The organism is Flavobacterium sp., assembly GCF_043779715.1.
Taxonomy (GTDB): Bacteria; Bacteroidota; Bacteroidia; order Flavobacteriales; family Flavobacteriaceae; genus Flavobacterium.
On the sequence record NZ_JAYWDT010000214.1, the window covers coordinates 1 to 14,228 of the forward strand.

Sequence of the window (14,228 nt, forward strand, 5' to 3'; positions counted from 1 at the left end):
GAGGGAAAGCTCAAATAATTACACGAGTACAAACTATTTTCTAATATATCCAGCATTTGTAACAGGAATTGTTTTGAGCTGTTTAAACTTTGCTCAAATACCATTTTGGCTAAGTTGGAACTTGTATTTATTAAATCAGAATTATATATCTTCCGAAAAAAAAGAAGCAATCACTTATATTCTAGGAACTTTATTTGGAACATTTTCAGGGATGTTGGCTTTAATTTTTGGACTAAAACAAGTAACAAAAACTGGAATTGTAAATCCAAATTTTATAACAACCAAAATTTGGATTTTATTCTTAGGTTTGGCAATATTTCAGGTTTATCAGTTGTATAAACAATCAAAAAAAATTAAAAACGACCCAAAAGATAATAGATGATTATAAAAATTATAATCATTCCTATACAGCCTCCGCCCATTTTTTTGGCACCGTAACCTGCGATAATTGTTTTGAATAAACTGTTCATATTACAAAAATTTAGTGTTTTTTATCCTTTTTTTCCACGTTTTGATTTGTATCATCAAAGTCAGGATTTCCCTTTATTACTTTGCTGTTAGTATCATAATTTTCGTCATTAGTCAATGTTTTATCATATTCTTTATATTCATGATCTCGGGTATTATCACGAATATTATCCCGATTTCGTTGATTTGAATGCTGATAATCTTTTTGTCCGTCATGATGTGGAGCAGATTTGTCTTTTCCAGATTCGTTATTGTTTAAAGTTCCCATGATATGAAGTTTTTAAATTTAAAATATCCACTTTTGAAATTCCCACTATCATGAGGCTCACAATCAAGATTAAAATCTTCTATATAATCATCCTCGTCTTCTTCAAAATTCGAATTAATACTGATAATATTGTTTAGATTAGAATCAAAATCGTGATTGTTGACTAAAATAAATAAAGTTCCCATGACCATCTCTTTGTTAGTTAGAATACAAATTTCTAACAAATGGCATGATAAACTCTTATATAATATTAAAATATTGTTATATAATTATGTGTCAATATTTTCCATTTAGCAATTCGCCACCAATAGCAGATTTTGGTTCGATGCCAAGTTTTTTCATCATTTCGTAAGTGGTACAAACTGCGGCAGAAGTAACTGGAATACCACATTCCGCTTGAATTAAATCGATGGCTTCTAACGATGGCATTTGAACGCAAGCGGAAACTACTAGAACATCAATATCAGTTAAATCTAATTGTTTATATATTTCCAATAAATTTAATGGATTTTGTGCTGCAACTTCAAGATTATCAGGAATTTCCAAAGCAATACTTTGTTTCACTTTTATTCCTTGATGTTCGATATAATCTACAACCATATCCGTTAATGGACGCATATATGGCGTAATTATCGAAATTTGTTTGGCTCCTAAAACCTTTAATCCATTGATTAAGGCACCAGCCGAAGTTACAATAGGAGTAGGGAAGTCGTTTGCAATTGTTTCCTGATGTAAATTGACTTCTGAAACGCAGTGATAACCGCGACCCATGCTCATAATAGCTACCAAACACGCATAACCCATAACATCTACGTGAGCATCTGAAAGTTCTTGAGCACATTTTAAACTCATGGCATCCATCGCTTCCAATTCTTCTTTGGTCACTTTTTTCATACGCATTCTACTACTGTGAAACGTAAAACGCTCTGGTAAAATGGTTTCGCGTGAACGAAAAATGGCTGGTATTTCGGTTTCCATCGTTACGTTTGATGATGGAACTATTTGTCCTATTCTGTATTTCATTTTTATATAGTTTACAGTCACAGTCGCAGCTAACAGTTTGAATACTGAAAAATGAGACTGAAAACTTTTTATATTTCTTTAACCGTATTCACAATTGTTCCAATTCCTTCCACAGTTGCTTCAACTACATCACCATCGTGCATAAATTCTTGTGGATTTCTTCCGGCTCCAACTCCAGCTGGCGTTCCTGTTGCGATAATATCTCCAGGTTCAAGTGTGAAAACAATACTTAAATCTTCAATCAAATCATTGATATTGAACAATAAGAATTTCGTATTCGAATTTTGTTTCTCTATTCCATTTACTTTTAAAGATAAATTCAAGTTATGTGGATTCTCGATTTCGTCTCTAGTCACTAAAAATGGACCCATTGGTGCAAATGTATCTTGTCCTTTCGACACAATCCATTGCCCTTCTCTACGACAATCACGTGCAGAAATATCATTAATTACCGTGTAGCCAAAAACATAATCTAAAGCGTCTTCTTTAGCTACATATTTTCCTTTTTTACTAATAACAACAGCCAATTCACATTCCCAATCTAATTGAGAAGTCAGTTTTGTGTTTTTAATAATTTCAGTATTAGTAGCTGTAACCGTTGTTGGAGGTTTCGAGAAAATAATTGGTTTTGCAGGTAATTTTCCTGTTGTATCTAAAGTTCTTGCACTTTCCGCAACGTGTTCTGTGTAATTTAACCCAATTCCGATGATGTTTTTTCTTGGTTTTTCGATTGGTGCTAAGAAAGTCACTTCGTCTAATTCATAAGAGATTTCTTCGAAGAATTTTTCTTCCGTTTCTGAAATTAATTCTGTGATTTCAGCAATAATCTCAAATCCCATATCAATTAAATCCAACATATCATTTGGTAATGGAAAATTAGAAATTTCTCCAAAATCTTCCATATCAATAACCTGATTGTTATGAATAAATCCTAAACGTGATTCGGAGGTTTCTGTTTTATAAGTAAGTAGTTTCATTTCTTTTTAAATATTGTTATTGATTTTTGTAATTTCTATTGTTATTGAACTTGTTGGTGTCCGTTATTCTCTTCTAATTCTCTTGATTGGAACAAGCCTAAACTTTCAATTACTGGTAAATCGTTGAATTGAAATAAGCATGCATCTTCCGTTTCCGATAAATTATGATGTTCATGCCAAGCCCAAGAAGGAACACAAAAAATATCTCTTTCTTTCCAATCGTATCTTTTTCCATTAATGATAGAAAAACCTTTTCCTTTTGCACATTGAAATACGAATGAACCGGTGTGTTTGTGTGCTTTCCCTTTGAAACCAGCTGGTAATAATTGCATCGCTGCTCCCATAGTTTGCATCACGTGACCGCCTGTTAATGGATTCGAATATTGCATAAAAATTCCATCAAAAGGATTGATTTCTGTTGCTTTTTGCGCTTCTAAAAGTGCTGGATATACGTTTTTCCAAGAATATTTGAATAATGGTGAATAGGGTTTGTCCCAAGTTTTATCTGCTGGAATTAGTCCAGCACAACCATAAACTATTGGAGAATAATTCAACGGTTTTTCTAAGGGTTGTTTTCCATCATAAACGGCATAATCATTCGCTTCCAAAGCATTTACTAACGGAATATCTAAACCGTCTTGCCAAATACACGTTTTTCCACCGTGTTCTACACCGTGTTCGTGCCAAGTTGAATTAGGTGTAATTACGAAATCATTCACTTCAAAAGTGATTTTATTTCCATCTACCACAGTATAACCGCCTTCGCCTTCCATAATAAAACGCAATGCAGATGCTTTGTGTTTATGCGCTGATGTGCTTTCTCCAGGACGAGTGACTTGAATTCCAGTATACAACCAACCCACTGCTGCCGAAACATCTTTACGTTTGTCGTTTACTAAATACACTACGCGTCTTCCCGCTTGTTCTGGTGTTACTAATTCTGATGATTTTAAAACTAATTCGCGTAAATCGTCATATTTCCAAAGCATTGGAACAGATGAACTTCTTGGCTCCCAAGGTTCGATGTCGTTGGCAACTGTCCATAATGCACCAGCGCCAAGCGTTTCTAATTCCTTATAATACGCGACTAATTCTGGTGAATCTTGAACTCTTGCACGACCAATTTGGCCATCTGAAAATTTATCTTCCATAGTATTTTAATGCTATCTTTTATTAAATTCCTCGTGATTGTCGATAAACGTGATTTTTCGAGTTGGCGCAATGTTTACTCGCAAATCAAAGATATCAAATCTGTTGTAATGTCCGAGAATATCATGCATTTGTTTCGGTTGGATGCATTTTTCTAAATCGATATCTGCATAAACCATTCCTTCGTCGTCAATTAGTGGTTCGCCAATTACAGCGCCATTTGGACCAATAAATCCAGAAAAAGCCGAGTTTTTACGAGTCAGTAATTCTTCTACATTTGGAACATCTTCTTTTAACGCTTCCATAATTTCTTTAGAAACCGTTGAACACGAAACAATCGTAAACAATTTTCCTTCGAAAGAATGCGCAGCTGCACGAATTTTTATTGCTTCAGCCATGTTATAATCTGGTGGCGCAACTGGTAATGAAATGTAATTCGCAATATGAATTAATTCGCCTTGAGAAAGCAAGGTAAAACGTGCTAAAGTGTTCGTGTTTTCACCACAAGCTAACGTTCCAATTGGACCAATTTCTGTGTTATATACTTTTAATGAAGAACCATCTCCAGAAGTCCACGTTAGTTTTTCTGCCCAAGTTGGCACTAACTTTCTGTGTTTTCCGATTAAGATTCCGTTGTTATCAATGATTAAATTCGTGTTGTAAATTTCACCATAACTATCACCACGTTCGTTAATTCCGATTACGATGTGAATGTTATGGTCTTTTGCAGCTTGAAACAAAGGTTGCATCGCTTCATCATCTATTTTTACAGAACATTTATATAATTTTTCGTACCATTTGCTACCTTGAACTGGGGTCATAATCCAATTCCAATACGGATAACCCGCTACAAAAACTTCCGGAAAAGCAATAAGTTGCGCTCCATTTTGACTGGCTTCTTTGATGAATGTAATCGCTTTTTCAACTGTTTTTTCTACGTTTAGAAAAACGGGTGCCGTTTGAACGGTGGCTGCTTTGAATTTTTTAAAGTCCATTTTTTATGTTTTGGTACGTGGATGAAGCAGATTGCTTTGCAAACGCGTATAATTGCTGATTTTTTTAAACACTGATTAAAGAAATTCTTAAAATTTTATCCTGTTAGATTTCTCTGATTTTTTAAATCTGTGTTGTTATACTATATATTTTGAAATTTTACTTTTCATTTCCTCATTAAAAGGTTCTGCTTTGATATCGGTTTTATTTTCTTGAAAGGCAACGTTTACTAAAGTTACTTCGCCTTCTAAACATAGTTTTCCTTGTTCATCTTCGAATGAAAATCCGCATACAATTGAAGCACTTCCCAAGTTTTTTACCCAAAGTTTTTTGGTTAGAATTTCTCCTAAACGAGCGGCTTTTTTAAACTGTACTTTCAAATCGACTGTTGGAATTCCGTTGGTTTCGTGCATTTTTGAAAATGGTCTATCTAATGCTTCTTCGAACCAATCTTCGACTAGGCAATTTAGCATTTCTAGAAATCTTGGATAGAAAACAATTCCTGCATAATCTACATGCTGGAAACGAATTTTTTCTTGTTTTATAAATGGTTGGTTCATATTTTGTGTTTTAGCCCCGATAGCAGTGGAAATCCTTTTTTGAGATTTTTCTCCGAAAAAAAGATTACTTCACTACACTTTTATTTTCATTGGAGTTCAGTGAACTACGTTTGCAACAAATAGCGGGAAATAGCTTCTAAAATTTATCTACACTTGCTTTTTTCCAAACTCTAAATAGTTCATTGGGAACGGTGCTTCCGTCTAATAATGAGCCAGTTTTTATTTCTGGATATATTTCTTCAAAAGTTTGCGTTTTACCAACAATAACTCTCGTACTCACAACCGATCTGTCGACATTGTCTGGGTGATCTATTCCGGCTGATGCTATTAAATCCATAGCGCTTTTTACGGTTTCGTGTTGAAATCTTGCTACTCTAACGCTTTTTTCTTCGGGAACTAATCCTTTCATTAAATCTGGATTTTGCGTTGCAACACCTGTCGGACATGTATTGGCGTGACATTCTAACGCTTGAATGCAACCCAAAGCGAACATCATTCCGCGTGCTGAATTACATAAATCGGCACCTAGAGAAAGATTTCTGATGATATCGAAGCCAGTAATAACTTTTCCACTACAAATAATTTTGATTTGGTCTTTTATTCCGTATCCATTTAGGGCATCATAAACAAAGGCAACAGCGTCACGCAAAGGCATTCCTACGTGGTCTGAATATTCTTGTGGTGCCGCACCAGTTCCGCCTTCGCCACCATCTACAGTGATGAAATCGAGATAGGTTTGGGTTTCGACCATTGCTTTACAAATAGATAAAAATTCTGATTTGTTTCCGATGCAAATTTTCATTCCAATGGGTTTTCCGCCTGAACCTTTTCGCAATAATTTTACAAAATCCATTAATTCTAAAGGTGTTGTGAAAGCAGAATGACTAGGTGGTGATAAAATATCATGACCTTTTGAAACCAAACGAATAGCGGCAATTTCATCGGTAACTTTTGCTTTAGGTAAAATTCCGCCATGACCAGGTTTTGCTCCTTGCGAGAATTTTATTTCAATCATTTTTACGTTATCTAAAGTGGCTCTTTTTATGTATTCTTCATAGTCAAATTTGCCATCAGTTGTGCGACAACTAAAATATCCTGTTCCAATATTCCAAACTACATCGCCACCTTGCAAATGATATGGTGACAATCCGCCTTCGCCCGTGTTGTGGTAAAATCCACCTTGTTTTGCCCCATTATTTAATGCTAAAATGGCATTTTTACTCAATGAACCAAAACTCATTGCGCTGATGTTAAACAAGCTAGCATCATAAGGTTTTGTACATTGTGATGATCCAATATGGACTCTTGGATTTTCGTTTACTTGCGAAAAAGGAATAGAACGAATACTGTGATTAATCCATTCGTAACCTTCTTTATAAACGTCAAGTTGTGTTCCGAAAGGCATAGAATCAGTTTCTTTTTTACTTCGGTGGTATACTAAATCTCGTTGCAAGCGATTAAATGGTTTTCCATCTAAATCGGTTTCAATGAAATATTGACGCATTTCAGGGCCAATTGATTGTAATAAATAACGCATTCTGCCTAAAAGTGGGAAGTTTCTACGAATAGTAATTTTAGACTGAAACATATCATATAATCCCATTATAATTAATGGAATAATTATCAGTAATAAAAAACTGAATTTCCAATTTACATAAATCAACATAGCCAATATTGATAATATTGTAATGCTGAAAATGATAAATACTTTTCTCATAACTCTTATTTTAATTTGAATCTTTGAATTTTCCCTGTTTCCGTTTTAGGTAAATTCTCTACAAAATGTATTATTCTAGGATATTTATATGGCGCAGCTACTTCCTTGAACCATTGTTGAATAGATTTAATTAACTCATCAGTTGCTTTATGTTTTTCTTTTAAAACTATGTGTGCGCAAACCAACATACCGCGTTCTTCATCAGGCAAACCAACTACTGCACATTCTAGAATATCTTCGTGCGTTAAAAGTACACTTTCTACTTCAATTGCAGCAATATTATAACCTGAAGAAATAATCATATCATCGCCACGAGCCACAAAATAGAAATAACCTTCTTCATCTTGACGGAAAATATCACCTGTCATGTTCCAACCATTTTCAACGTATTCCCGTTGCTTTTCTTCTCGGTTTAAATATTTGCAACCTGTGATACCGCGAACTGCTAATCTTCCCGCTTCATTTCTTGGCAATTCGTTACCATTTACATCGATAATTTTAGCTTCATAACCTGTAATCGCTAATCCTGTTGCACCAGGTTTCATGTTTTCTTCATTTGATGAAATGAAAATATGTAACATTTCTGTCGCACCGATTCCATCTATGATTTTTAAACCCGTGGCTTCATACCAATCTTGCCAAACTTTTAAGGGTAAGGTTTCTCCAGCCGAAACACATTTTCTAAGACTAGAAACATCAAAATCATTCACTTTTGTAGTGATAATTCGCCAAGCTGTTGGCGCTGTAAAACAAACGGTAATTTTATATTCTTGAATCGCTTTTAATAGTAAATCAGGACTTGGTTTTTCGATTAAGAAAGTGGAAGCGCCAAAATACATGGGAAACAAAACCAATCCGCCTAAACCGAACGTAAACCCAAGTGGCGGACTTCCCGTGAAAACATCTTTTTGTGTCGGCTGCAAAGCATATTGTGGAAAAGCTTCACAAATATTTAAAATGTCTTTATGATAATGTGCCGTCATTTTTGGTAAACCTGTTGTTCCAGAAGTAAAACCAATTAATGCTACCGAATTTGCTTTTGAAGGGTAATTTTGAAAGGTTTTTGGCTTAGTTTCCATTAACTTTTCTAAATCGGAATTTCTATAAAAACTTACTTTTTTTAGAAAGTTCGATTGGACTACATTCATTTCTTCGGCTAAATCGCTATCGCAAAAAGCATGAGAAATTTCGGCGCAATCAATTATTGTAGTTAATTCTTTGGAACGTAATAAAGGCATTGTGGCCACTACAATTCCGCCCGCTTTTAACACGGCAAACCAACACGCAACCATCATTGGATTATTTGCGGAACGAATTAATACGCGATTTCCCGATTTCAATCCTAAATCGTCAACTAAAACATTAGCAATTTGATTGGCTTTTTCATACAAATCTTGATACGTCCAAGTTTCTTCGAAAGTTCGGATACAAATGTTGTTACCTCGACCTTCAGTAATGTGATTATCAAGTAATTTTTCCACAGAATTGAGTCCCGAAGCTTCGGAATCTGCACGATTGAATTGAGGCAAATCCAAGAATTTATAGTCTGGTTGAAGTTCCAGATTAGGTAAGTTTATATGTGCGAAATTATCTTCGTAATGTTTCATAACACTAATTACTTCTTATTACTTTTTGGTTTTAAAGCTATTTTCATTCCTTCCGTTTGTTTTCTTTCCGAAGCTTTTAGCGGATACAAATGAGAAATTCCCATTTTGTATGAATTTGGAATATCAGTCGCTTGAAATTGCTCGTAAGCTTGTGCATTTCTCACAAAATTCGCATCTAATAATAAAGGTCTTCCCAAAGCAACTAAATCGGCACGACCGTTTAAAATTATCGTATTAATTTGATCAATATCTTGAATATAACCAGCGGTTATCGTTGGAATATGAACCGTATTTCTCACCGCATCTGAAAAAGGCGTTTGCCACATTCTTCCCGTTTGAGGTTTTTGCCCAGCAACTGTATTTCCTGTAGAAACGTTGATAATATCCGATCCAGAATTTTTGAAAGCCGTTGCCATTGTGATTACATCTTGTTCAGAAATTCCGTTTTCTGCCCAATCTGTTGCTGAAATTCGAACCGACATGGGTTTTTCTTTTGGGAAAGCATTTCGCATTTCTGTGAAAACTCGTAAGGGAAATTTCAATCGGTTTTCGATGCTTCCGCCAAATTCATCTGTTCTAATATTCGTTAATGGCGACAAGAAAGAAGCCAATAAAAATCCGTGATGTGCTTGCAATTCAATCATATCGAAATCGGCTTCATTTGCATTTTTTGTAGCCTGAACGAATTGAGAAGTTATCAAATCCATATCCGCTAAAGTCATTGCTTTAGGCGTTTTTGAATTTTCATTAAATGGAATCGCTGAAGCGGAAAGTAATTCCCAACTCGTACCATTAAATGAATCTTCCCAAGGTTTTTTTGTTGCACCTTTTCGCCCAGAATGTCCTAATTGAATTCCGATTTTAGTTTGTGTATGTTGATGAATGAAATCGTTAATTCGTTTCCATTCTGAAGTTTGATTTTCGCTATAAATTCCGGCACAACCCTCTGTAATTCTTCCAGTTTCTGAAACGGCAGTCATTTCGGTTAAAATTAAACCTAAACCTCCAATTGCTCTTGAGCTATAATGTTGGAAATGCCAATCGTTTACCAATCCGTTTTCTGCCGAATATTGTCCCATTGGCGACATCACAATTCGGTTTTGTAATTCTAAATTTCTTAATTTGAAAGTTGAAAAGGCTGCCGATTGATTTTTGTCATTGATATTATTATTATTATTGACATTGAATTCTTCTAAAACTTTATCAGTAAATGATTTATCGCGCAAGCTTAAGTTTTCGAAAGTTACTTTTTTAGCACGTGTCATACATCCAAAAGCAAATTTATAAAACGGATGTTGGTTGTGACGGTTCATGTTTTCGAACCAATCTAAAGAGACTAAAGCCGCATGTTGAATCATTTCAACCGTATTTCTACGACTTTTATTATATTGTTGAAAAGCTGCTTGCACATCGGTTGGATTGGCAATCACAGCATCCGACAAACCGATAGCTGAATCCATGGCTAGTTTTGTTCCTGACCCGATTGAATAATGCGCTGTAGCTTTGGCATCACCTAATAAAACGATATTTTTATGGTACCAATTTTCGTTGGTTACATGTGGAAATTGTCGCCAATGTGATTTATTTGAAATTAGCGAATGACCGTCTAATTCGTTTTTGAATATTTCTGAAATTTTAGTGATTGTATCTTCTTCGTTGGTGATTTCAAAATTGAATTTTTGCCAGGTTTCATCTGAACATTCAAAAATCCACGTACTCATTCCTTCTTGGTATTGATACGAATGCGCCACGATTAAACCATGTTCTGTATTTCTAAAAAAATAAGTAAAAGCGTCTAATGGTTTTGTTGAACCTAACCAAACAAAACGGTTTTGTTTCATTTCGATTTTTGTACCGAATTCTTTTTCATATTTTGTACGAACTCCACTTGCAATTCCGTCTGAAGCGATAACCATATCGGCATCTGCGAATTGTTCTAAATCATCCACATTTTGTTCGAAATGCAAATTGACACCTTCTTCTTTACAGCGTTGTTGCAATAATTGTAATAACATTTTTCGAGAACAACCACAAAATCCATTTCCAGCGATACTTACTTCTTCACAATCGCGAGCAATGATAATATCGTCCCAATAGGCAAATTTGCTACGAATTAATTCATAGGATTGCATATCGCGTTTTAAGAATTCGCCTAAAGTTTCATCTGAAAAAACTACACCAAAACCGAAACTATCATCAGGTTTGTTACGTTCATACACATCGATTTGACAATGTGGCATTGCTTTTTTTGTTAATATTGAAAAGTAAAGCCCACCTGGACCACCACCAATTACTGCTATTTTCATATTTTTATTTTGGTACGCGGATAAAACGGATTTGCTTTGCAAAACGCTGATGACCGCGGATTTTTATTGTTTTATTATTTTTTCATAAAATCAAATGCACCTTTACGCAAATTGATATTGTATTCTAAATAAGCTTTTAGGCAAGCCAAAAAATTGGACCACCCAAATGAATTTCTGGAAAGCCATTTTAATCCTGCTTCGTTATTTTCCATGCTTTTTTCGGAAATAGAAACTAAAGTCGAATTGTTTTCTTTTTCTGAAAGCGTGATTTCCACTAATAAATCGACACCAGAATTTTCCCAATAAAAAGAAATGTATTTGTCTTTTTCGACTTTCTGCACTTTAACTGGACATTCGAAATCGAATTCAGGAAACTTCCAAATTAGATTTTTTCCTTCTTCCATGATTCCTGTACTTTGAGAAATGAAATAATTAGACATTTTTTCAGGAATGATGATTGCTTCAAAAACTTCGTGAATTGGTTTTTGAATTTGCATCGCGCAGTTTATTTCTAATTTTTCCATAAATTCTTATCTTTTGATTGAGAAAATTTCTCCCAATTTGGAATAATTGGAGCCTGCTAAACGAGCTACAGGTTTGTAAGTTTCTAAATTTATTTTGTAATTATCTAGCAAAACACTTTCGTCAACGTGAAACATCACGATTCGTCCAATAATGATAGTTGCACCACCGGTTTTATGATTTTCTAAAGTATAATGATGTACTAATTCGCATTCCATCGTGATTGGGCTTTCCTTAACTCTGGGCGGTTTTACTTTTGTAGAAGCAATAGGAGTGAGGTTTGCTAAATCGAATTCACTTTGGTTTGAAGGAATGGGTTGCGAAGTTGTATTCATTTGTTCAACCAAGTCTTCGGTAACCATATTTACCACAAATTGTTTGGTTGCTAAGACATTATTTAAAGTATCTTTATTCGTATCGTTTCCTCGAACGGTCGAAAACATGACGTGTGGCGGATCATCTCCAACTGCATTAAAAAAAGAAAACGGAGCAAGATTCAAAATTCCGTCTTCACTAATACTCGAAATCCAGCCAATAGGTCTAGGAATTACTGCTCCTGTTAGCAATTTATAAATAGCAGATTGTTCAAGATTTTGAGGATCAAATTCCATTAGTTTTTTAAAGTTGTGTTACTACAAATAAACTAAAAAAAATATTGAATTTGAAATATATTGAAGTGAACTTTGTTATAAATTTACAAAAATTCATTTATCAGAAAAAACTATGAGTTACTATAAAATTCAAAACCTAGAACAATACTTTAAGCATTATAACAAATCAATTCGTGAACCAAGAAAATTTTGGGGCAAAATTGCTTCCGAAAACTTTACTTGGTACCAAGAATGCGAAAAAGTAGTCGAGTTTGATATGGCGGAAGCCAAAATAGAATGGTTTAAAGGAGCAAAAGTAAACATCGTAAAAAACTGTATCGATAGGCATTTGGCTCGTCGTGGTGAAAAAACAGCGATTATTTTTGAACCCAATAATCCGACTGAAGAAGCACAACATATTTCGTATAACGAATTGTATGTACTAGTTTCTAAAATGGCAAATGTATTGCGAGAGCAAGGTATTACAAAAGGAGATAGAGTTTGTATTTATTTACCCATGATTCCAGAATTAGCCATTGCAACCTTGGCTTGTGCAAGAATTGGAGCAATCCATTCGGTAGTGTTTGCGGGATTCTCGGCATCGGCAGTAGCTTCAAGAATAAATGATTCTGAATGTAAAATGGTCATCACTTCCGATGGAGGTTTCCGTGGCGAAAAAACTATTGATTTAAAAGGAATTATCGACGAAGCTTTAGAAAAATGTCCTTGTGTTGAAAAAGTGTTGGTAGTAAAAAGAACCAACACTTCAGTTAAAATGAAAGAAGATCGTGATGTTTGGTTGCAACCACTTTTAGACGAAGCACTCGATAATAATGTAGCTGAAATTATGGATGCCGAAGATCCGTTATTTATACTTTATACTTCAGGATCGACTGGAAAACCAAAAGGAATGGTTCACACAACAGCTGGCTATATGGTATATTCAGCTTATACGTTTAAGAATGTTTTTAATTATGAAGAAAGCGATATTTTTTGGTGCACAGCCGATATTGGTTGGATAACAGGACATTCATATATTTTATACGGACCTTTATTAAACGGAGCCACGACCGTAATTTTTGAAGGTGTTCCGTCATATCCAGATTTTTCTCGTTTTTGGGAAGTGATAGAAAAACATAAAGTTACTCAGTTTTATACTGCGCCAACAGCCATTCGTGCTTTAGCAAAAGAAAATTTATCTTATGTACAGAAATATCCATTAAAATCATTGAAAGTGATTGGCTCTGTAGGCGAACCTATTAACGAAGAAGCTTGGCATTGGTACAATGACCACGTAGGAGGGAAGCGTTGCCCAGTAGTAGATACTTGGTGGCAAACCGAAACTGGTGGTATTATGATTTCGCCAATAGCCTTTGTAACACCCACAAAGCCAACGTATGCGTCGTTACCATTACCCGGAATTCAACCCGTTTTGATGGACGAAAAACGTAACGAAATAGAAGGAAATCAAGTGACAGGAAGTTTGTGTATCAAGTTTCCTTGGCCAGGAATAGCAAGAACCATTTGGGGAGATCATCAACGTTATAAAGAGACTTATTTCTCTGCTTTTCCGGGGAAATATTTTACTGGCGATGGGGCTTTGCGTGACGAAGTTGGTTATTACCGAATTACAGGTCGAGTAGATGATGTGGTCATTGTTTCTGGGCATAATTTAGGAACTGCACCAATAGAAGATGCTATAAATGAGCATCCTGCCGTTGCAGAAAGTGCGATTGTAGGTTTTCCTCATGATATAAAAGGAAATGCATTATATGGTTTTGTGATCCTAAAAGAAAGCGGAGAAACGCGTGACAAAACAAATCTTGTCAAAGAAATAAACCAACACGTTTCCGACCATATTGGACCAATTGCTAAGTTAGATAAAATTCAGTTTGTGTCTGGTTTGCCAAAAACCCGTTCTGGAAAAATAATGAGAAGAATTTTAAGAAAAATTGCTGAAGGAGATTTTAGTAATTTTGGAGATATTACTACTTTATTAAATCCTGAAATTGTTGATGAAATAAAAGATGGTAAATTGTAGGTTTTTT

Annotated in this window: 13 protein-coding genes and 1 pseudogene; 2 read left to right on the forward strand and 12 right to left on the reverse strand. The window is 34.9% G+C overall.

Annotated features, from left to right (window positions below):
- Positions 1–382 (forward strand): annotated as a pseudogene (locus tag ACH2BG_RS10365) (hypothetical protein); the annotation flags it as partial.
- Positions 383–481: 99 nt separating this feature from the next.
- Here ACH2BG_RS10365 and ACH2BG_RS10370 read toward each other — a convergent pair.
- From ACH2BG_RS10370 to ACH2BG_RS10425, 12 genes are all read right to left on the reverse strand, one after another.
- Positions 482–736 carry a hypothetical protein gene (locus tag ACH2BG_RS10370; protein ID WP_395047620.1) on the reverse strand — a complete coding sequence of 85 codons (255 nt, stop codon included), beginning with the start codon at positions 734–736 and terminating at the stop codon, positions 482–484.
- On the reverse strand, positions 724–921 hold the full coding sequence (locus tag ACH2BG_RS10375; protein WP_395047621.1) for a hypothetical protein: 198 nt from the start codon (positions 919–921) through the stop codon (positions 724–726). Before ACH2BG_RS10375 ends, ACH2BG_RS10370 begins: the two co-directional genes overlap by 13 nt.
- Positions 922–1,012: 91 nt before the next feature.
- Complete coding sequence (locus ACH2BG_RS10380) at positions 1,013–1,759, reverse strand: Asp/Glu racemase (protein WP_395047622.1); 747 nt, start codon at positions 1,757–1,759, stop codon at positions 1,013–1,015.
- A gap of 68 nt (positions 1,760–1,827) precedes the next feature.
- Complete coding sequence (locus tag ACH2BG_RS10385) at positions 1,828–2,736, reverse strand: fumarylacetoacetate hydrolase family protein (RefSeq protein ID WP_395047623.1); 909 nt, start codon at positions 2,734–2,736, stop codon at positions 1,828–1,830.
- Between the two features lie 41 nt (positions 2,737–2,777).
- On the reverse strand, positions 2,778–3,887 hold the full coding sequence (locus tag ACH2BG_RS10390; protein WP_395047624.1) for a cupin domain-containing protein: 1,110 nt from the start codon (positions 3,885–3,887) through the stop codon (positions 2,778–2,780).
- A gap of 12 nt (positions 3,888–3,899) precedes the next feature.
- Positions 3,900–4,880: a carbon-nitrogen hydrolase family protein gene (locus ACH2BG_RS10395; RefSeq protein ID WP_395047625.1), complete on the reverse strand. Its 981-nt coding sequence runs from the start codon at positions 4,878–4,880 to the stop codon at positions 3,900–3,902.
- A gap of 135 nt (positions 4,881–5,015) precedes the next feature.
- On the reverse strand, positions 5,016–5,438 hold the full coding sequence (locus tag ACH2BG_RS10400) for an acyl-CoA thioesterase (protein ID WP_395047626.1): 423 nt from the start codon (positions 5,436–5,438) through the stop codon (positions 5,016–5,018).
- A 136-nt stretch (positions 5,439–5,574) separates the two neighbouring features.
- Entirely contained in the window at positions 5,575–7,155 is a 1,581-nt protein-coding gene (locus ACH2BG_RS10405; protein ID WP_395047627.1) for an FMN-binding glutamate synthase family protein, read from the reverse strand.
- A gap of 5 nt (positions 7,156–7,160) precedes the next feature.
- Positions 7,161–8,762 (reverse strand): AMP-binding protein, encoded by a 1,602-nt coding sequence (locus ACH2BG_RS10410; RefSeq protein ID WP_395047628.1) that lies wholly within the window; start codon positions 8,760–8,762, stop codon positions 7,161–7,163.
- An 8-nt stretch (positions 8,763–8,770) separates the two neighbouring features.
- On the reverse strand, positions 8,771–11,068 hold the full coding sequence (locus ACH2BG_RS10415; RefSeq protein ID WP_395047629.1) for an FAD-dependent monooxygenase: 2,298 nt from the start codon (positions 11,066–11,068) through the stop codon (positions 8,771–8,773).
- Between the two features lie 74 nt (positions 11,069–11,142).
- Positions 11,143–11,592 (reverse strand): SRPBCC domain-containing protein, encoded by a 450-nt coding sequence (locus ACH2BG_RS10420; protein ID WP_395047630.1) that lies wholly within the window; start codon positions 11,590–11,592, stop codon positions 11,143–11,145.
- A 6-nt stretch (positions 11,593–11,598) separates the two neighbouring features.
- Positions 11,599–12,201 (reverse strand): flavin reductase family protein, encoded by a 603-nt coding sequence (locus ACH2BG_RS10425; protein ID WP_395047631.1) that lies wholly within the window; start codon positions 12,199–12,201, stop codon positions 11,599–11,601.
- 112 nt (positions 12,202–12,313) lie between these two features.
- Here ACH2BG_RS10425 and acs point away from each other — a divergent pair, with 112 nt between their 5' ends.
- Positions 12,314–14,221, forward strand: a complete 1,908-nt coding sequence (gene acs / locus ACH2BG_RS10430) for an acetate--CoA ligase (protein WP_395047632.1) — start codon at positions 12,314–12,316, stop codon at positions 14,219–14,221.
- Positions 14,222–14,228: the final 7 nt, after the last annotated feature.